The 17,147-nt window shown below is 65.5% G+C and carries 30 protein-coding genes; 29 read left to right on the top strand and 1 reads right to left on the bottom strand.

Going from position 1 to position 17,147, the window contains the following annotated elements; all coding sequences use genetic code 11:
* Positions 1-3 precede the first annotated feature (3 nt).
* The 29 genes from rplD (at position 4) to truA (ending at position 16,245) form a co-directional block, all read left to right on the top strand.
* On the top strand, positions 4-657 hold the full coding sequence (rplD, locus tag ABD378_RS18460; RefSeq protein ID WP_344522015.1) for a 50S ribosomal protein L4: 654 nt from the start codon (positions 4-6) through the stop codon (positions 655-657).
* Positions 657-1,073, top strand: coding sequence for a 50S ribosomal protein L23 (gene rplW, locus ABD378_RS18455; RefSeq protein ID WP_190084419.1), 417 nt, complete (start codon positions 657-659; stop codon positions 1,071-1,073). The genes rplD and rplW overlap by 1 nt, the downstream gene beginning before the upstream one ends.
* Before the next feature lie 39 nt (positions 1,074-1,112).
* Complete coding sequence (gene rplB, locus ABD378_RS18450; protein WP_160506661.1) at positions 1,113-1,949, top strand: 50S ribosomal protein L2; 837 nt, start codon at positions 1,113-1,115, stop codon at positions 1,947-1,949.
* Positions 1,950-1,961: 12 nt separating this feature from the next.
* Positions 1,962-2,243, top strand: a complete 282-nt coding sequence (rpsS, locus tag ABD378_RS18445) for a 30S ribosomal protein S19 (protein WP_160506662.1) — start codon at positions 1,962-1,964, stop codon at positions 2,241-2,243.
* A 41-nt stretch (positions 2,244-2,284) separates the two neighbouring features.
* A complete protein-coding gene (gene rplV, locus ABD378_RS18440; protein ID WP_016645177.1) occupies positions 2,285-2,632 on the top strand; it encodes a 50S ribosomal protein L22 in 348 nt (115 codons plus the stop codon).
* Positions 2,632-3,474, top strand: a complete 843-nt coding sequence (gene rpsC, locus ABD378_RS18435; protein ID WP_160506663.1) for a 30S ribosomal protein S3 — start codon at positions 2,632-2,634, stop codon at positions 3,472-3,474. The genes rplV and rpsC overlap by 1 nt, the downstream gene beginning before the upstream one ends.
* A gap of 5 nt (positions 3,475-3,479) precedes the next feature.
* On the top strand, positions 3,480-3,899 hold the full coding sequence (gene rplP, locus ABD378_RS18430) for a 50S ribosomal protein L16 (protein ID WP_135332557.1): 420 nt from the start codon (positions 3,480-3,482) through the stop codon (positions 3,897-3,899).
* Positions 3,899-4,123 carry a 50S ribosomal protein L29 gene (rpmC, locus tag ABD378_RS18425; RefSeq protein ID WP_003998824.1) on the top strand — a complete coding sequence of 75 codons (225 nt, stop codon included), beginning with the start codon at positions 3,899-3,901 and terminating at the stop codon, positions 4,121-4,123. The genes rplP and rpmC overlap by 1 nt, the downstream gene beginning before the upstream one ends.
* The gene (rpsQ, locus tag ABD378_RS18420; protein ID WP_055564830.1) at positions 4,123-4,407 is read left to right on the top strand and encodes a 30S ribosomal protein S17; all 285 of its coding nucleotides are present in this window, start codon (positions 4,123-4,125) and stop codon (positions 4,405-4,407) included. The genes rpmC and rpsQ overlap by 1 nt, the downstream gene beginning before the upstream one ends.
* 107 nt (positions 4,408-4,514) lie before the next feature.
* Positions 4,515-4,883, top strand: a complete 369-nt coding sequence (gene rplN / locus ABD378_RS18415) for a 50S ribosomal protein L14 (protein ID WP_073768975.1) — start codon at positions 4,515-4,517, stop codon at positions 4,881-4,883.
* A 2-nt stretch (positions 4,884-4,885) separates the two neighbouring features.
* Positions 4,886-5,209, top strand: coding sequence for a 50S ribosomal protein L24 (gene rplX, locus ABD378_RS18410; RefSeq protein ID WP_160506664.1), 324 nt, complete (start codon positions 4,886-4,888; stop codon positions 5,207-5,209).
* Complete coding sequence (gene rplE / locus ABD378_RS18405) at positions 5,209-5,766, top strand: 50S ribosomal protein L5 (RefSeq protein WP_344522014.1); 558 nt, start codon at positions 5,209-5,211, stop codon at positions 5,764-5,766. Before rplX ends, rplE begins: the two co-directional genes overlap by 1 nt.
* 5 nt (positions 5,767-5,771) lie before the next feature.
* Complete coding sequence (locus tag ABD378_RS18400) at positions 5,772-5,957, top strand: type Z 30S ribosomal protein S14 (protein ID WP_003948630.1); 186 nt, start codon at positions 5,772-5,774, stop codon at positions 5,955-5,957.
* A 224-nt stretch (positions 5,958-6,181) separates the two neighbouring features.
* Positions 6,182-6,580, top strand: coding sequence for a 30S ribosomal protein S8 (gene rpsH / locus ABD378_RS18395; RefSeq protein ID WP_030359017.1), 399 nt, complete (start codon positions 6,182-6,184; stop codon positions 6,578-6,580).
* 21 nt (positions 6,581-6,601) lie between these two features.
* Positions 6,602-7,141 carry a 50S ribosomal protein L6 gene (rplF, locus tag ABD378_RS18390; RefSeq protein ID WP_249588331.1) on the top strand — a complete coding sequence of 180 codons (540 nt, stop codon included), beginning with the start codon at positions 6,602-6,604 and terminating at the stop codon, positions 7,139-7,141.
* Between the two features lie 3 nt (positions 7,142-7,144).
* Positions 7,145-7,528: a 50S ribosomal protein L18 gene (gene rplR, locus ABD378_RS18385; RefSeq protein ID WP_344522013.1), complete on the top strand. Its 384-nt coding sequence runs from the start codon at positions 7,145-7,147 to the stop codon at positions 7,526-7,528.
* Positions 7,529-7,574: 46 nt separating this feature from the next.
* Complete coding sequence (rpsE, locus tag ABD378_RS18380; protein WP_160506669.1) at positions 7,575-8,177, top strand: 30S ribosomal protein S5; 603 nt, start codon at positions 7,575-7,577, stop codon at positions 8,175-8,177.
* The gene (rpmD, locus tag ABD378_RS18375; protein ID WP_041985698.1) at positions 8,177-8,359 is read left to right on the top strand and encodes a 50S ribosomal protein L30; all 183 of its coding nucleotides are present in this window, start codon (positions 8,177-8,179) and stop codon (positions 8,357-8,359) included. Before rpsE ends, rpmD begins: the two co-directional genes overlap by 1 nt.
* A gap of 1 nt (position 8,360) precedes the next feature.
* On the top strand, positions 8,361-8,816 hold the full coding sequence (gene rplO / locus ABD378_RS18370; RefSeq protein WP_344522012.1) for a 50S ribosomal protein L15: 456 nt from the start codon (positions 8,361-8,363) through the stop codon (positions 8,814-8,816).
* A 225-nt stretch (positions 8,817-9,041) separates the two neighbouring features.
* On the top strand, positions 9,042-10,355 hold the full coding sequence (gene secY / locus ABD378_RS18365; protein WP_344522011.1) for a preprotein translocase subunit SecY: 1,314 nt from the start codon (positions 9,042-9,044) through the stop codon (positions 10,353-10,355).
* Entirely contained in the window at positions 10,355-11,008 is a 654-nt protein-coding gene (locus ABD378_RS18360; RefSeq protein ID WP_344522010.1) for an adenylate kinase, read from the top strand. The genes secY and ABD378_RS18360 overlap by 1 nt, the downstream gene beginning before the upstream one ends.
* A gap of 98 nt (positions 11,009-11,106) precedes the next feature.
* On the top strand, positions 11,107-11,946 hold the full coding sequence (gene map / locus ABD378_RS18355; RefSeq protein ID WP_344522009.1) for a type I methionyl aminopeptidase: 840 nt from the start codon (positions 11,107-11,109) through the stop codon (positions 11,944-11,946).
* Positions 11,947-12,101: 155 nt separating this feature from the next.
* Positions 12,102-12,323, top strand: coding sequence for a translation initiation factor IF-1 (gene infA / locus ABD378_RS18350; RefSeq protein ID WP_003948620.1), 222 nt, complete (start codon positions 12,102-12,104; stop codon positions 12,321-12,323).
* Between the two features lie 56 nt (positions 12,324-12,379).
* The gene (gene rpmJ / locus ABD378_RS18345) at positions 12,380-12,493 is read left to right on the top strand and encodes a 50S ribosomal protein L36 (RefSeq protein WP_003974245.1); all 114 of its coding nucleotides are present in this window, start codon (positions 12,380-12,382) and stop codon (positions 12,491-12,493) included.
* A 193-nt stretch (positions 12,494-12,686) separates the two neighbouring features.
* Complete coding sequence (gene rpsM / locus ABD378_RS18340) at positions 12,687-13,067, top strand: 30S ribosomal protein S13 (RefSeq protein ID WP_344522008.1); 381 nt, start codon at positions 12,687-12,689, stop codon at positions 13,065-13,067.
* Positions 13,068-13,129: 62 nt separating this feature from the next.
* The gene (rpsK, locus tag ABD378_RS18335; protein WP_003948617.1) at positions 13,130-13,534 is read left to right on the top strand and encodes a 30S ribosomal protein S11; all 405 of its coding nucleotides are present in this window, start codon (positions 13,130-13,132) and stop codon (positions 13,532-13,534) included.
* 120 nt (positions 13,535-13,654) lie between these two features.
* Complete coding sequence (locus ABD378_RS18330) at positions 13,655-14,677, top strand: DNA-directed RNA polymerase subunit alpha (RefSeq protein WP_016645160.1); 1,023 nt, start codon at positions 13,655-13,657, stop codon at positions 14,675-14,677.
* A 137-nt stretch (positions 14,678-14,814) separates the two neighbouring features.
* On the top strand, positions 14,815-15,309 hold the full coding sequence (gene rplQ / locus ABD378_RS18325; RefSeq protein ID WP_249588326.1) for a 50S ribosomal protein L17: 495 nt from the start codon (positions 14,815-14,817) through the stop codon (positions 15,307-15,309).
* Positions 15,310-15,390: 81 nt separating this feature from the next.
* Positions 15,391-16,245 (top strand): tRNA pseudouridine(38-40) synthase TruA, encoded by an 855-nt coding sequence (gene truA, locus ABD378_RS18320; protein WP_344522007.1) that lies wholly within the window; start codon positions 15,391-15,393, stop codon positions 16,243-16,245.
* 33 nt (positions 16,246-16,278) lie between these two features.
* Here the strand turns inward: truA and ABD378_RS18315 are convergent, their stop codons facing one another.
* Positions 16,279-17,124, bottom strand: coding sequence for a hypothetical protein (locus ABD378_RS18315; protein ID WP_344522006.1), 846 nt, complete (start codon positions 17,122-17,124; stop codon positions 16,279-16,281).
* Positions 17,125-17,147 lie beyond the last annotated feature (23 nt).

The following is a 17,147-nucleotide window of genomic DNA, read 5'->3' as shown; positions in this document are numbered from 1 at the left end:
CCGATGAGCACCATTGACATCCTTTCGCCGGTAGGCGACAAGGCCGGGACGGTCGAGCTCCCCGCGGAGATCTTCGACGTAGAGAAGATCAGCATCCCGCTTCTCCACCAGGTCGTTGTCGCTCAGCTGGCTGCTGCCCGTCAGGGCACGCACAAGACCAAGCGCCGCGGTGAAGTCCGCGGTGGTGGTAAGAAGCCGTACCGCCAGAAGGGCACCGGCCGCGCGCGCCAGGGTTCGACCCGTGCGCCGCAGTTCGCCGGCGGTGGCGTCGTCCACGGCCCGCAGCCGCGTGACTACTCGCAGCGGACCCCGAAGAAGATGAAGGCCGCGGCCCTGCGCCACGCCCTCACCGACCGGGCCCGCAACGCTCGTATCCACGTTGTCACCAACGTGGTCGAGGGCGACATCTCCACGAAGGCCGCGAAGACGCTGCTCGGCAAGGTCAGCGAGCGCAAGAACGTGCTCCTGGTCATCGACCGTGCGGACGAGACTTCGCTGCTCTCCGCCCGCAACCTGCCCCAGGTGCACATCCTGGAGCCGGGCCAGCTGAACACGTACGACGTGCTCGTCTCGGACGACGTGGTCTTCACCAAGGCCGCCTTCGAGTCCTTCGTGTCTGGCCCCAAGGCCGATGAGACCGAAGGGAGCGAAGCCTGATGGCTACGCGTCACCCGAGCATCGCCCCCAAGGCGGCCAAGGCCGCCAAGGCCGCGCGCCTCGCCAAGGCGAAGCGTCACGCCACCGAGGGCAAGAACACCGTTGAGACGCCGCTGAGCAAGAGCTTCACGGACCCCCGTGACGTCCTCGTCAAGCCGGTCGTCTCTGAGAAGAGCTACGCGCTTCTCGACGAGGGCAAGTACACCTTCGTCGTTGCGCCCGGCGCCAACAAGACCCAGATCAAGCAGGCCGTCGAGGCGGTCTTCTCGGTCAAGGTCACTGGGGTCAACACGATCAACCGCCAGGGCAAGCGCAAGCGCACCCGCACGGGGTTCGGTAAGCGCGCTGACACCAAGCGCGCGATCGTGACCCTTGCTGAGGGCGACCGTATCGACATCTTCGGCCAGGCCTCCTAACGGAGTGCCCTGGTCCGAATATCGGACGAGGACTGAGAAATGGGAATCCGCAAGTACAAGCCGACTACGCCGGGCCGTCGTGGCTCCAGCGTCGCCGACTTCGTCGAGGTAACGCGGTCCACGCCGGAGAAGTCGCTGGTCCGCCCGCTGCACAGCAAGGGCGGCCGTAACAACGCCGGTCGTGTGACCGTTCGCCACCAGGGTGGCGGACACAAGCGCGCCTACCGAGTGATCGACTTCCGTCGTCACGACAAGGACGGCGTGCCGGCGAAGGTCGCGCACATCGAGTACGACCCGAACCGCACCGCGCGCATCGCGCTCCTGCACTACGCGGACGGCGAGAAGCGCTACATCCTGGCCCCCCGCAACCTGTCGCAGGGTGACCGGGTCGAGAACGGACCGGGCGCGGACATCAAGCCGGGCAACAACCTGGCCCTCCGCAACATCCCGGTCGGTACGACCATCCACGCCATCGAGCTGCGGCCCGGCGGCGGCGCGAAGTTCGCCCGCTCCGCGGGTGCCTCCGTGCAGCTGCTGGCGAAGGAGGGCTCCATGGCCCACCTTCGTATGCCGTCCGGTGAGATCCGTCTGGTCGACGTCCGCTGCCGCGCCACCATTGGCGAGGTCGGCAACGCCGAGCAGTCGAACATCAACTGGGGCAAGGCCGGCCGTAAGCGCTGGCTGGGCGTTCGCCCGACCGTTCGCGGTGTGGCGATGAACCCGGTCGACCACCCGCACGGTGGTGGTGAAGGCAAGACTTCCGGTGGTCGTCACCCGGTCTCGCCGTGGGGTCAGAAGGAGGGTCGTACTCGTTCGCCGAAGAAGGCGAGCAACAAGTACATCGTCCGCCGCCGCAAGACGAACAAGAAGCGCTAGGAGCGGGTTTAGATGCCGCGCAGTCTCAAGAAGGGACCCTTCGTCGACGGACACCTCATCAAGAAGGTGGATGTCCAGAACGAAGCAGGTTCCAAGAACGTCATCAAGACCTGGTCCCGTCGCTCGATGATCGTCCCGGCCATGCTGGGCCACACGATCGCGGTGCACAACGGCAAGACCCACATCCCGGTGTTCGTCACCGAGGCGATGGTCGGCCACAAGCTCGGCGAATTCTCGCCGACTCGCACCTTCCGCGGCCACGTCAAGGACGACCGGAAGTCGAAGCGCCGCTAGCGCGGGGTGGAACGACTATGACTTACACCGAAGGGACAACCATGGAAGCCAGGGCCCAGGCGCGGTACATCCGCGTCACGCCCATGAAGGCCCGCCGAGTGGTGGACCTCATCCGTGGCATGGATGCCACGGAGGCTCAGGCGGTCCTGCGTTTCGCCCCGCAGGCCGCGAGCGTGCCGGTAGGCAAGGTGCTTGACAGCGCCATTGCCAATGCCGCGCACAACTACGACCACAGTGACGCCTCTTCGCTGGTTATCAGCGAGGCGTACGTGGATGAGGGTCCGACCCTGAAGCGGTTCCGTCCGCGTGCTCAGGGTCGCGCCTACCGGATCCGTAAGCGGACCAGCCACATCACCGTGGTCGTCAGCAGCAAGGAAGGAACCCGGTAATGGGCCAGAAGGTAAACCCGCACGGGTTCCGGCTCGGTATCACCACGGACTTCAAGTCCCGTTGGTACGCCGACAAGCTGTACAAGGACTACGTCAAGGAAGACGTCGCCATCCGTCGGATGATGACGTCCGGCATGGAGCGCGCCGGCATCTCGAAGGTTGAGATCGAGCGCACCCGTGACCGCGTGCGGGTGGACATCCACACCGCGCGTCCCGGCATCGTCATCGGCCGCCGTGGCGCCGAGGCCGACCGCATCCGCGGCGACCTCGAGAAGCTCACGGGCAAGCAGGTCCAGCTGAACATCCTCGAGGTCAAGAACCCCGAGGTCGACGCTCAGCTGGTCGCGCAGGCCGTTGCAGAGCAGCTGTCCTCCCGCGTCTCCTTCCGTCGCGCCATGCGTAAGAGCATGCAGTCGACGATGAAGGCCGGCGCGAAGGGCATCAAGATCCAGTGTGGCGGCCGTCTCGGCGGCGCCGAGATGTCTCGCTCGGAGTTCTACCGCGAGGGCCGCGTGCCCCTGCACACCCTCCGTGCGAACGTCGACTACGGCTTCTTCGAGGCCAAGACGACCTTCGGCCGTATCGGCGTGAAGGTCTGGATCTACAAGGGCGACGTCAAGAACATCGCCGAGGTCCGCGCCGAGAACGCCGCGGCCCGTGCGGGTAACCGCCCGGCCCGTGGTGGCGGCAACGACCGCCCGGCCCGTGGTGGCCGTGGTGGCGAGCGTGGCGGCCGCGGCCGCAAGCCGCAGCAGCAGTCCGCGCCGGCTGCCGAGGCCCCCAAGGCCGACGCTCCCGCCGCAGCTGCCGCTCCGGCTGAGAGCACCGGAACGGAGGCCTGACCGACATGCTGATCCCTCGTAGGGTCAAGCACCGCAAGCAGCACCACCCCAAGCGCAGCGGTATGTCCAAGGGTGGTACGCAGGTTGCGTTCGGCGAGTACGGGATTCAGGCCCTCACTCCGGCGTACGTGACCAACCGCCAGATCGAGGCGGCTCGTATCGCGATGACCCGCCACATCAAGCGTGGCGGCAAGGTCTGGATCAACATCTACCCGGACCGCCCGCTGACGAAGAAGCCCGCCGAGACCCGCATGGGTTCCGGTAAGGGTTCCCCCGAGTGGTGGGTCGCGAACGTCAAGCCCGGACGGGTGATGTTCGAGCTGTCCTACCCGAATGAGAAGACTGCGCGTGAGGCGCTTACCCGCGCTGCTCACAAGCTTCCGATGAAGTGCCGGATTGTTCGGCGCGAGGCAGGTGAGTCGTGATGTCGGCCGGTACCAAGGCGTCCGAGCTGCGCGAACTGGGCGACGAGGAGCTTCTCGCGAAGCTCCGCGAAGCCAAGGAAGAGCTGTTCAACCTCCGCTTCCAGGCGGCGACCGGTCAGCTCGAGAACCACGGTCGGCTCAAGGCCGTCCGTAAGGACATCGCGCGGATCTACACCCTGATGCGTGAGCGCGAGCTGGGCATCGAAACGGTGGAGAGCGCCTGATGAGCGAGAGCAACGTGACTGAGACCAAGACTGACCGCGGATTCCGCAAGACCCGTGAGGGTCTGGTCGTCAGCGACAAGATGGACAAGACCGTCGTCGTCGCTGTCGAGGACCGCGTGAAGCACGCGCTGTACGGCAAGGTCATCCGCCGTACCAACAAGCTCAAGGCGCACGACGAGCAGAACGCTGCCGGCGTCGGCGACCGCGTCCTCCTGATGGAGACGCGTCCGCTGTCGGCGACCAAGCGCTGGCGCATCGTCGAGATCCTCGAGAAGGCCAAGTAATTTCCGAGGGGGTTTCCCCTCGGATCAGTTCCGCCAGGCTCGGCGGGGGCCGTGTCCCGTAAGGGATTCGCCCCCGCCGGGAACCGGCAGACAATCAGGAGATAGACGTGATCCAGCAGGAGTCGCGACTTCGGATCGCCGACAACACGGGTGCGAAGGAAATTCTCACCATTCGTGTTCTCGGTGGCTCGGGTCGCCGCTACGCGGGCATCGGTGACGTCATCGTCGCCACCGTCAAGGACGCGATCCCCGGTGGCAACGTGAAGAAGGGTGACGTCGTCAAGGCCGTCATCGTTCGCACCGTCAAGGAGCGCCGCCGTCCCGACGGCTCGTACATCCGCTTCGACGAGAACGCCGCCGTCATTCTGAAGAACGACGGCGACCCTCGCGGCACCCGTATCTTCGGCCCGGTCGGTCGTGAGCTGCGCGAGAAGAAGTTCATGAAGATCATCTCGCTCGCGCCGGAGGTGCTGTAAGCATGAAGATCAAGAAGGGCGACCTGGTCCAGGTCATCACCGGTAAGGACAAGGGCAAGCAGGGCAAGGTCATTGCCGCTTACCCGCGCGACGAGCGTGTCCTGGTCGAGGGTGTCAACCGGGTCAAGAAGCACACGAAGGCCGGCCCGACCGCCAGCGGTTCGCAGGCCGGCGGCATCGTGACCACCGAAGCCCCTGTCCACGTGAGCAACGTTCAGCTCGTCGTGGAGAAGGACGGCAACAAGGTCGTCACGCGTGTCGGTTTCCGCTTCGACGATGACGGCAACAAGATCCGCGTTGCCAAGCGGACGGGTGAGGACATCTGATGACGACCACCACCAGCCCGCGTCTGAAGACGAAGTACCGCGAGGAGATCGCGGGCAAGCTGCAGGAAGAGTTCTCGTACGAGAACGTCATGCAGACCCCCGGCCTCGTCAAGATCGTGGTCAACATGGGTGTCGGCGACGCCGCCCGTGACTCGAAGCTCATGGACGGTGCCGTCCGTGACCTGACCACGATCACCGGTCAGAAGCCGGCCATCACCAAGGCCCGGAAGTCCATCGCGCAGTTCAAGCTGCGCGAGGGTCAGCCGATCGGCTGCCACGTCACGCTTCGTGGCGACCGCATGTGGGAGTTCCTGGACCGCACCCTGTCGCTCGCGCTTCCGCGCATCCGCGACTTCCGTGGTCTGTCCCCCAAGCAGTTCGACGGCCGTGGCAACTACACCTTCGGTCTCACGGAGCAGGTCATGTTCCACGAGATCGACCAGGACAAGATCGACCGCGTCCGGGGTATGGACATCACCGTGGTCACCACGGCGACCAACGACGCTGAGGGCCGTGCGCTCCTTCGTCACCTCGGCTTCCCGTTCAAGGAGGCGTAAGCGAGATGGCGAAGAAGGCACTTATTGCCAAGGCTGCTCGTAAGCCCAAGTTCGGTGTGCGCGGCTACACCCGCTGCCAGCGCTGTGGCCGTCCGCACTCCGTGTACCGCAAGTTCGGCCTGTGCCGCGTCTGCCTTCGTGAGATGGCTCACCGTGGCGAGCTGCCGGGCGTGACCAAGAGCTCCTGGTAATTCCCCTCTGTCCTTAGGGACTTGGGAATTACTGGAGGCTCTCGGTAAGTATCTGGTCGGTAGGTGGCCCACCTCTCCATGGCTTAGGCTAGGAGGGTTGGGCGCCTGCCGCCCTGACCGACTTACTACGCCGTAGGTCCCCGCGCCGCACCCGTCCCGCCTCTGAGTGGGGAGAGGGATGGCGCAGATAGGAAACCACGGCGAGAGAGGCCGAAGGCCAATTCATGACCATGACTGATCCGATCGCGGACATGCTGACTCGTCTGCGTAACGCGAACTCGGCGTACCACGACTCCGTGGCTATGCCGCACAGCAAGATCAAGTCTCACATCGCGGAGATCCTCCAGCAGGAGGGCTTCATCACGGGCTGGAAGGTCGAGGACGCCGAGGTTGGCAAGAACCTCGTTCTCGAGCTGAAGTTCGGCCCGAACCGTGAGCGCTCCATTGCGGGCATCAAGCGGATCTCCAAGCCCGGTCTCCGGGTTTACGCGAAGTCCACCAACCTGCCGAAGGTGCTCGGCGGCCTGGGCGTGGCGATCATCTCCACGTCGCACGGTCTCCTCACCGGCCAGCAGGCAGGCAAGAAGGGCGTAGGTGGGGAAGTCCTCGCCTACGTCTGGTAGTCGGGAACGGAGGAATAGCTAATGTCGCGTATTGGCAAGCTCCCCATCACGGTTCCCGCCGGCGTGGACGTCACCATCGACGGCCGGACGGTTTCGGTTAAGGGCCCCAAGGGTTCCCTTTCCCACACCGTTGTCGCGCCGATCGACATCGCTAAGGGTGAGGATGGCGTGCTGAGCGTCACCCGCCCCAACGACGAGCGTCAGAACAAGGCCCTGCACGGCCTGTCCCGCACGCTGGTGGCGAACATGATCACCGGCGTGACCACGGGTTACGTGAAGAAGCTCGAGATCAGCGGTGTCGGTTACCGCGTCCTCGCGAAGGGCTCCAACCTGGAGTTCTCGCTGGGCTACAGCCACCCGATCCTGGTCGAGGCCCCCGAGGGCATCACCTTCAAGGTGGAGTCCGCGACCAAGCTTTCGGTCGAGGGCATCGACAAGCAGAAGGTCGGCGAGGTTGCGGCCAACATCCGCAAGCTCCGCAAGCCCGACCCGTACAAGGCCAAGGGCGTCAAGTACGAGGGCGAAGTCATCCGGCGCAAGGTCGGAAAGGCAGGTAAGTAAGCCATGGCATACGGTGTGAAGATCGCCAAGGGTGACGCTTACAAGCGTGCCGCCAAGGCTCGCCGCCACATCCGCATCCGCAAGAACGTGTCGGGTACGGCGGAGCGTCCGCGCCTCGTCGTGACTCGCTCGAACCGCAACATCGTTGCTCAGGTCATCGACGACCTCAAGGGTCACACCCTTGCGTCGGCGTCGACCCTGGACACGACGATTCGCGGTGGCGAGGCTGACAAGTCCGCGCAGGCCAAGCAGGTCGGCGCGCTCGTTGCCGAGCGTGCCAAGGCTGCGGGTGTCGAGACCGTCGTGTTCGACCGCGGTGGCAACAAGTACGCCGGGCGCATTGCCGCTCTGGCGGACGCCGCCCGCGAAGCCGGGCTGAAGTTCTAAGCCCCGGTTCCGGAGCTAGCGGACGTAACAGAGAGAGGTAATTCCAATGGCTGGACCCCAGCGCCGCGGAAGCGGTGCCGGTGGCGGCGAGCGGCGGGACCGGAAGGGTCGCGACGGTGGCGCCGCCGCCGAGAAGACCGCATACGTTGAGCGCGTTGTCGCGATCAACCGTGTCGCCAAGGTAGTCAAGGGTGGTCGCCGCTTCAGCTTCACCGCGCTGGTCGTGGTGGGCGACGGTGACGGCACCGTAGGTGTCGGATACGGCAAGGCCAAGGAAGTTCCCGCGGCCATCGCCAAGGGCGTTGAAGAGGCCAAGAAGAACTTCTTCAAGGTTCCGCGTATCCAGGGCACCATCCCGCACCCGATCACGGGCGAGAAGGCCGCAGGCGTCGTCCTGCTCAAGCCTGCTTCCCCCGGTACCGGTGTTATCGCCGGTGGCCCGGTGCGTGCTGTGCTCGAGTGCGCCGGCGTTCACGACATCCTGTCGAAGTCGCTCGGCTCGTCGAACGCGATCAACATCGTGCACGCGACCGTGGCGGCCCTCAAGGGCCTGCAGCGTCCCGAGGAGATCGCGGCTCGCCGTGGTCTGCCCCTCGAGGACGTCGCTCCCGCGGCCCTGCTTCGTGCACGTGCCGGGGCGGGTGCGTAATGGCTCGCCTCAAGATCACGCAGACGAAGTCGTACATCGGCAGCAAGCAGAACCACCGCGACACGCTGCGTTCGCTCGGGCTCAAGCGCCTGAACGACGTGGTCGTCAAGGAAGACCGCCCCGAGTTCCGCGGAATGGCTAACACCGTCCGCCACCTCGTGACGGTTGAGGAGGTCGACTGACATGGCGGAGCAGAAGCCGCTGAAGGTCCACAACCTCCGGCCCGCCCCGGGCGCCAAGACCGCCAAGACCCGTGTGGGTCGTGGTGAGGCGTCCAAGGGTAAGACCGCAGGCCGTGGTACCAAGGGCACCAAGGCCCGTTACCAGGTTCCGGAGCGCTTCGAGGGCGGGCAGATGCCCCTCCACATGCGTCTCCCGAAGCTCAAGGGCTTCAAGAACCCGTTCAAGACCGAGTTCCAGGTCGTGAACCTCGACAAGCTGAGCGCGCTGTTCCCCGAGGGTGGCGAGGTCACCGTTGAGGGACTCGTCGCCAAGGGTGCCGTTCGCAAGAACAGCCTCGTCAAGGTCCTCGGCCAGGGTGAGGTCACCGTGGCGCTGCAGGTGACGGTTGACGCCGTCTCCGGCTCCGCCAAGGAGAAGATCACCGCCGCCGGCGGTACCGTCACCGAGCTCGTCTGAATTCTTCAGGCCTCTCGATGACTTGAGCGATTCCCAGCCGGGGATGCCCCACATATGGGGCATCCCCGGTTGGTCGTTCCAAGGGGGGCACGGTCGCCGGTAAGGTGGCGTGCACTGTCTAAGCTCCGTGCGGTCTGCCCGCGCGGTTTTTCTGACTGATACGTATTCGTCGATCCTCAAGACCACTACCTCTTGCGCACGCGCGCGGGGGTCGCAGGAGGCACCGTGCTCACCGCGTTCGCCCGGGCGTTCAAGACGCCCGACCTGCGCAAGAAGCTGCTCTTCACTCTCGGCATCATCGTGATCTACCGGATCGGTACGCATGTACCGATCCCCGGTGTCAGCTATAAGAACGTCCAGACCTGCATGGACCAGGCCAACTCCAACCAGGGGTTGTTCGGCCTGGTGAACATGATGAGTGGCGGGGCGCTCCTGCAGATCACGATCTTCGCCCTCGGCATCATGCCGTACATCACGGCGAGCATCATCCTGCAGCTGCTGACCGTGGTGATCCCGCGGCTCGAGGCCCTCAAGAAGGAGGGCCAGGCCGGCACGGCGAAGATCACGCAGTACACGCGTTATCTCACCGTCGCGCTCGCGATCCTCCAGGGGACCGGCCTCGTGGCCACCGCTCGCACGGGCTCGCTGTTCTCCGGATGCCCCGTCGCCACCGAGATCGTGCCGGACCAGTCGATCTTCGTGACCGTCACCATGGTCATCACGATGACCGCGGGAACGGCCTGCGTCATGTGGCTCGGTGAGCTCATCACCGACCGCGGCATCGGCAACGGCATGTCGATCCTGATGTTCATCTCGATCGCCGCGACCTTCCCGAGCGCCCTGTGGGCCATCAAGGAGCAGGGCTCCCTGGCCGGCGGTTGGATCGAGTTCGGCACCGTCATCGCGGTCGGTCTTGTCATGGTCGGTCTGGTCGTCTTCGTGGAGCAGGCTCAGCGCCGCATTCCGGTCCAGTACGCGAAGCGCATGATTGGCCGCCGTTCCTACGGCGGCACTTCGACGTACATTCCGCTGAAGGTCAATCAGGCGGGCATCATCCCTGTGATCTTCGCCTCTTCGCTGCTCTATATCCCCGCCCTGGTCGCCCAGTTCGCGGGTGGCAACTCCGGGTGGAAGCAGTGGATCGAGGCGAACCTGACCAAGGGCGACCACCCGATTTACATCGCGACGTACTTCTTGTTGATCGTGTTCTTCGCCTTCTTCTACGTGGCTATCTCGTTCAACCCCGAGGAAGTCGCGGACAACATGAAGAAGTATGGTGGCTTCATCCCGGGCATCCGGGCTGGCCGTCCGACCGCTGAGTACTTGAGCTACGTACTCAACCGGATCACGTGGCCGGGCTCGCTGTATCTGGGTCTGATCGCTCTCGTACCGACGATGGCGTTGGTGGGCTTCGGCGCGAACCAGAACTTCCCGTTCGGCGGGACAAGCATCCTGATCATCGTGGGTGTGGGTCTGGAGACCGTGAAGCAGATCGAGAGCCAGCTCCAGCAGCGCAATTACGAAGGGTTCCTCCGCTGATGCGAATCGTCCTCGTCGGGCCGCCCGGTGCGGGCAAGGGAACGCAGGCCGCGTTCCTCGCCAAGAACCTGAAGATCCCGCACATCTCCACGGGCGACCTCTTCCGCGCCAACATCAGCCAGGGCACGGAGCTGGGCAAGCAGGCGAAGGCGTTCATGGACGCCGGAAACCTCGTCCCCGACGAGGTCACCATCGGCATGGCGCACGACCGCATGACGCAGCCGGACGCCGAGAACGGCTTCCTGCTCGACGGCTTCCCGCGGAACGTGTCGCAGGCCGAGGCCCTGGACGAGTCGCTCAAGACGGACGGCCAGAAGCTCGACGCGGTGCTCGACCTCGAGGTTCCCGAGGACGAGGTGGTCAAGCGCATCGCCGGCCGCCGCATCTGCCGGAACGATTCCAGCCACGTCTTCCACGTGACGTACAGCAAGCCGAAGACCGATGGCGTCTGTGACGTCTGCGGCGGCGAGCTCTACCAGCGCGGTGACGACCAGGAAGAGACCGTGCGCAAGCGGCTCGACGTGTACCACCGCGAGACCGAGCCGATCATCGACCACTACAAGGCCCAGGGCCTGGTGGTGACGATCTCCGCGCTCGGCAAGGTGGACGAGGTCACCAAGCGCGCGATGGACGCCCTCAAGGGCGACAAGTAGCCAGTACGCTGTTTCGGCCGCGGTGCCCTTCGGGGGACCGCGGCCGTAGTGTTGTGTACGTAGCGGTTGTTGGACGGATGACGGAGAGCGGAAGCCCCATGGTGCAGATCAAGACCCCCGAGCAGATCGCGAAGATGCGTGAGGCGGGCCTTGTCGTCGCCGCCATCCACGCCGCGACGCGCGAGGCGGCGGTGCCGGGTGCCACCACGAAGGACCTGGACGACGTCGCCCGCAAGGTGATCGCCGAGCACGGCGCGAAGTCGAACTTCCTCGGGTACGGCGGCTTTCCCGCGACGATCTGCACCTCGGTCAACGAGGTCGTCGTGCACGGCATCCCGGACGACAAGACCGTCCTGAAGGACGGCGACATCATCTCCATCGACGCGGGCGCCATCATCGACGGCTGGCACGGCGACGCCGCCTACACCGCGTTCGTGGGCACCGGTCACGCCCCGGAGCTGATCGAGCTCTCCCGGGTGACCGAGGAGTCGATGTGGGCCGGCCTCGCCGCCATGAAGCTGGGCAACCGGCTCGTGGACATCTCCCGCGCGATCGAGACGTACATCCGCCGCCAGCCGAAGCCCGGGGGCGGCAAGTACGGCATCGTCGAGGACTACGGCGGCCACGGCATCGGCACCGAGATGCACATGGACCCGCACCTCCTGAACTACGTCGAGCGCCGCCGCGGCAAGGGCCCCAAGCTGGTCCCCGGCTTCTGCCTCGCCATCGAGCCCATGGTCTCCCTCGGCACGCCCCGTACGGAGACCCTGGAGGACGACTGGACCGTCATCACGACGGACGGCACCTGGTCCTCCCACTGGGAGCACTCCATCGCGCTGACGGAGGAAGGGCCGATCGTCCTCACGTCGCCCGACTGCGGCAAGGCGAAGCTGGCGGAGTACGGCGTCACCACGGCTCCCGACCCGCTGGCGAAGTGACCCCCCCTTGCTTAAGGATCTTGTTCGTGGGGCATTCTTCCTCGATTCGTCTTTCCGAGTGGCCTGACGTAGACTGACGCGTCGGCTCTCGTGCATCCGTGTGTCTGCATACGGGGAGCGAAGTCGATCAAGGTAGTCGATTCGAAGGGCAGAGCGTGGCCAAGAAGCAAGGTGCCATCGAGATCGAGGGCACTGTCGTTGAGTCTCTTCCGAACGCCATGTTCAAGGTAGAGCTCCAGAACGGCCACCAGGTCCTGGCACACATCAGCGGCAAGATGCGTATGCACTACATCCGCATCCTCCCTGACGACCGGGTCGTGGTGGAGTTGTCTCCTTACGACCTGACCCGTGGCCGGATCGTCTACCGGTACAAGTAGATCTTGCCCGCACCTCATTCACGTGGGGTGTGGCACTGACCCGGAGAACCTCACCAATGAAGGTCAAGCCGAGCGTCAAGAAGATCTGCGACAAGTGCAGGGTGATCCGCCGTCACGGCCGGGTCATGGTTATCTGCGACAACCCGCGCCACAAGCAGCGCCAGGGCTGACGCACGACTGCAGTTCGCAGATTTTCGCGCGACGCACGTAAGCACATATGCAGGACCCGTCCCTCTTCAGTGATGGAGGGCGACACCCCCGGTCGGAGGCCGGGGACCTGGGATGTACCACTTCTCTTGAGGGAGCGGTCGGCACCTGGGAACGGTCCTGCTGAAGACCTCCGAAAATCAACAGGAGCCTTGAATGGCACGCCTTGAAGGTGTTGACCTCCCGCGCGAAAAGCGTGTTGAGGTCGCCCTCACGTACGTGTTCGGCATTGGCCGCACGCTGTCCCAGCAGACGCTGGACGCCACCGGTGTGGACCGCAACACCCGTGTTCGTGATCTGTCCGAAGAGGACATGATCAAGATCCGCGAGTACGTGGACGCGAACATCCAGACCGAGGGTGACCTCCGTCGCGAGATCCAGGCCGACATCCGCCGCAAGGTCGAGATCGGTTGCTACCAGGGTCTTCGTCACCGTCGTGGCCTGCCCGTCCGCGGTCAGCGCACCAGCACCAACGCCCGCACCCGTAAGGGCCCGCGTCGCGCCATCGCCGGTAAGAAGAAGCCGGGCAAGAAGTAGTCCTCAGCGGTCGATCGACAGCTGTCGCTGCAGGACCGACCACCTCGCGTAGGAGTTAATAGATGCCCCCCAAGGGTCGTCAGGGCGCTGCCAAGAAGGTGCGCCGCAAGGAAAAGAAGAACGTCGCTCACGGGCACGCCCACATCAAGAGCACGTTCAACAACACCATCGTCTCGATCACGGACCCCACGGGCAACGTGATCAGCTGGGCCTCCGCCGGCCACGTCGGCTTCAAGGGCTCGCGCAAGTCGACTCCGTTCGCCGCGCAGATGGCCGCCGAGTCGGCCGCGCGTCGCGCCCAGGAGCACGGCATGCGCAAGGTTGACGTCTTCGTCAAGGGTCCCGGCTCCGGCCGTGAGACCGCGATCCGCTCCCTCCAGGCCACTGGCCTCGAGGTCGGTTCGATCCAGGACGTCACGCCGACGCCGCACAACGGCTGCCGTCCCCCCAAGCGCCGCCGCGTCTGACGCACGTCGCTTGACTCAGGGATTTTCGGGCGGTGCGGCTCCTCGGAGCCGTACCGCCCGTACCCTTGTAGTACTCAAGGACATCAAATAGTGGGTGTCCATGACTGAAGGAAACACTTCATGCTGATCGCTCAGCGTCCCTCGTTGACCGAAGAGGTCGTCGACGAATTCCGCTCCCGGTTCGTGATCGAGCCGCTGGAGCCGGGCTTCGGCTACACCCTCGGCAACTCTCTGCGTCGGACCCTTCTCTCCTCGATCCCGGGTGCGGCTGTCACGTCCATCCGCATCGACGGTGTCCTGCACGAGTTCACCACCGTGCCGGGCGTCAAGGAAGACGTCACCGACCTCATCCTCAACATCAAGCAGCTCGTCGTGTCGTCCGAGCACGACGAGCCTGTCGTGATGTACCTGCGCAAGCAGGGCCCGGGCCTCGTGACCGCCGCGGACATCGCGCCGCCGGCCGGTGTCGAGGTGCACAACCCCGACCTGGTCCTCGCCACGCTCAACGGCAAGGGCAAGCTGGAGATGGAGCTGACCGTCGAGCGCGGTCGCGGCTACGTCTCCGCCGTCCAGAACAAGCAGGTGGGCCAGGAGATCGGTCGTATTCCGGTCGACTCCATCTACTCGCCGGTCCTCAAGGTCACGTACAAGGTCGAGGCGACCCGTGTCGAGCAGCGCACCGACTTCGACAAGCTGATCGTCGACGTCGAGACCAAGCAGGCCATGCGGCCGCGTGACGCCATGGCGTCCGCCGGTAAGACCCTGGTCGAGCTGTTCGGTCTGGCGCGCGAGCTCAACATCGACGCCGAGGGCATCGACATGGGCCCCTCGCCGACGGACGCGGCCCTGGCTGCTGATCTCGCCCTGCCGATCGAGGAGCTCGAGCTCACCGTTCGGTCGTACAACTGCCTCAAGCGCGAGGGCATCCACTCCGTGGGTGAGCTCGTGGCCCGCTCCGAGGCGGACCTGCTCGACATCCGCAACTTCGGTGCGAAGTCGATCGACGAGGTCAAGATGAAGCTCAATGGCATGGGTCTTGCGCTGAAGGACTCGCCTCCCGGCTTCGACCCGACCGCCGCCGCGGATGCCTTTGGCGCCGACGACGACGCTGACGCCGGGTTCGTCGAGACCGAGCAGTACTAAGAGCTCGGGACTGACGGTTTGATTTTGGCTGCGCGTGCGTTTTGGTTGCTCGCGCAGTTCCCCGCGCCCCTTACGGGGTGCGGTGCCACTGACTCCGGTACCTGATACGGCCGGGGCAGACAACAAGGAGAAACACCATGCCGAAGCCCACCAAGGGCGCCCGTATGGGCGGCAGTGCCGCGCACGAGAAGCTTCTTCTGGCGAACCTCGCCAAGCAGCTCTTCGAGTACGGCCGCATCACCACCACCGAGGCGAAGGCCCGTCGTCTGCGTCCCTACGCGGAGCGTCTGGTCACCAAGGCGAAGAAGGGTGACCTTCACAACCGCCGCCAGGTGCTCCAGGTGATCACGGACAAGAGCATCGTCCACACGCTCTTCACCGAGATCGGCCCGCGCTACGAGAACCGCCCGGGTGGCTACACCCGTATCACCAAGATCGGTAACCGTCGTGGCGACAACGCGCCCATGGCGATCATCGAGCTGGTGGAGGCCCTGACCGTGGCGCAGGCTGCCACCGGTGAGGCCGAGGCGGCCACGAAGCGTGCCGTCAAGGAAGACGCCCTCAAGAAGGACGACGCGCCCGTCGAGGACGCGAAGCCGGTTGAGGCCGCCGAGGAGTCGAAGGACGCCTGAGGCTCTGCCTTGCTGTGAGCGGGTCCGCCCTTCGGGGCGGGCCCGCTTTCGCATGTCCCTGGTGCTGAGAGGATTACTGGTGTGAGTGATGAAGTAGAGCCCGGGTTCGTGCGGGTGCGTCTCGACCTTTCGTACGACGGCAAGGACTTCTCCGGCTGGGCCAAGCAGCGGCAGGGGCAGCGGACCGTCCAGGGGGAGATCGAGGACGCGCTGCGGACCGTGACGCGGTCGCAGGAGACGTACGAGCTGACCGTCGCCGGGCGGACCGACAGCGGAGTGCACGCGCGGGGACAGGTCGCTCATGTCGATCTGCCTGAGGGGGTGTGGGCCGAGCACAGTGACAAGCTGCTGCGCAGGCTTGCGGGGCGGCTGCCGCACGACGTGCGGGTCTGGAAGGTCGCCGAGGCCCCCGCGGGGTTCAACGCGCGGTTCGCGGCCGTGTGGCGGCGCTACGCCTATCGCGTGACCGATCACCCGGGCGGTGTCGATCCGCTGTTGCGCAGCCATGTGCTGTGGCACGACTGGGAGTTGGATCTCGACGCCATGAACGCCGCGGCCGAGAAGCTCATCGGCGAGCATGATTTCGCGGCCTACTGCAAGAAGCGTGAGGGCGCCACGACGATTCGTACGCTCCAGGAACTGCGCTGGGAGCGGCGGCCGGACGGGATTCTCGAGGCGACCGTGCGGGCCGATGCCTTCTGCCACAACATGGTGCGGTCCCTGGTCGGTGCCATGTTGTTCGTGGGTGATGGACACCGGCCTGTGGAGTGGCCTGCCAAGGTGCTCGCCGCGGGCGTGCGGGACTCCGCCGTCCATGTCGTACGGCCGCACGGGCTGACCCTGGAGGAAGTCGGCTACCCCGCCGACGAGTTGCTCGCCGCGCGCAGCAAGGAAGCACGCAACAAGCGGACGTTGCCCGGCGCCGGGTGCTGCTGAGCCCCGACTGCCGGACCCTCGACTGCCTGCCTGCTACGGGGCGTTGGCCGCGGCGGAGGCCTGGGCCTCGCCCCGCCGGTTGATCTGGCCGAAGGCGAAGCGGGCCAGGTCGTCGCCGACGGTGTAGACCTTGCGCTCCTTCGTCGTGACGTCCTTGTCGCTGGTGAAGCCGGAGGTCGTGAAGTAGGCGTAGCGGCCGTAGGCGTTGTACGTGCCGCGGCAGACCGCCGTACGGCAGAAGGCGGGGATGCCCTTGCCGGGCAGCGCGACGACCAGGCCTTCCTTCGCCTGTTCGTTGGCCTTGGCGGCCTGGGCGGCCGTGTCGAAGACGGCGACGCCGACCGTGACGGCGATGTTGTCCTTGACGTAGCTGGCGCGGAAGAGCTGCGTGCAGTCGTTCTTGGTGAGGACCGCGCCGAGCTTGGCCTGCGTGACGCTCGCGCACTTCTTCGTGCCGCTGGTGGCGCCCTTCTTGTAGACGCGGTCGCCCGAGGTCAGCGACTTGCCGGGGAAGAGCGTGTCGGCGCTGAGCGGCGCCTTGTCCTTCTTGGCGCTGGAGATGAACTCCTTGGGGTCCGGCGGGGGCGGCGGCGTCGTCTCCTCGAAGGACGGGCCGGGCTTCTCGCTCGCGCCGGGGATGTCCGCGGTCGAGGGCAGCTCGCTGGCCGGTTTGTTCGACGCGGAGGAGTTGTCGCTGTTCGCGGAGACGACCGCGACGGCGACGGCGGCCGCGACCACGACGGTGGCGAGCGCGCCGCCACCGATCATCAGCCATTTGCGGCGCCGGGTGCGCGATTCGGACGCCTCGGCGAGCGCCGCCCAGTCAGGGGTCTGTGAATCCCCTGGACCCCACTGAGGTCCCCCTTGCCCAAAGCTCATGCGCCGCATCTTAGACGGGGAGT

Origin of the sequence: Streptomyces rectiviolaceus (assembly GCF_039533825.1) — a bacterium.
Classification (GTDB): domain Bacteria; phylum Actinomycetota; class Actinomycetes; order Streptomycetales; family Streptomycetaceae; genus Streptomyces; species Streptomyces rectiviolaceus.
This window is presented reverse-complemented; position numbering and strand designations above follow the sequence as displayed.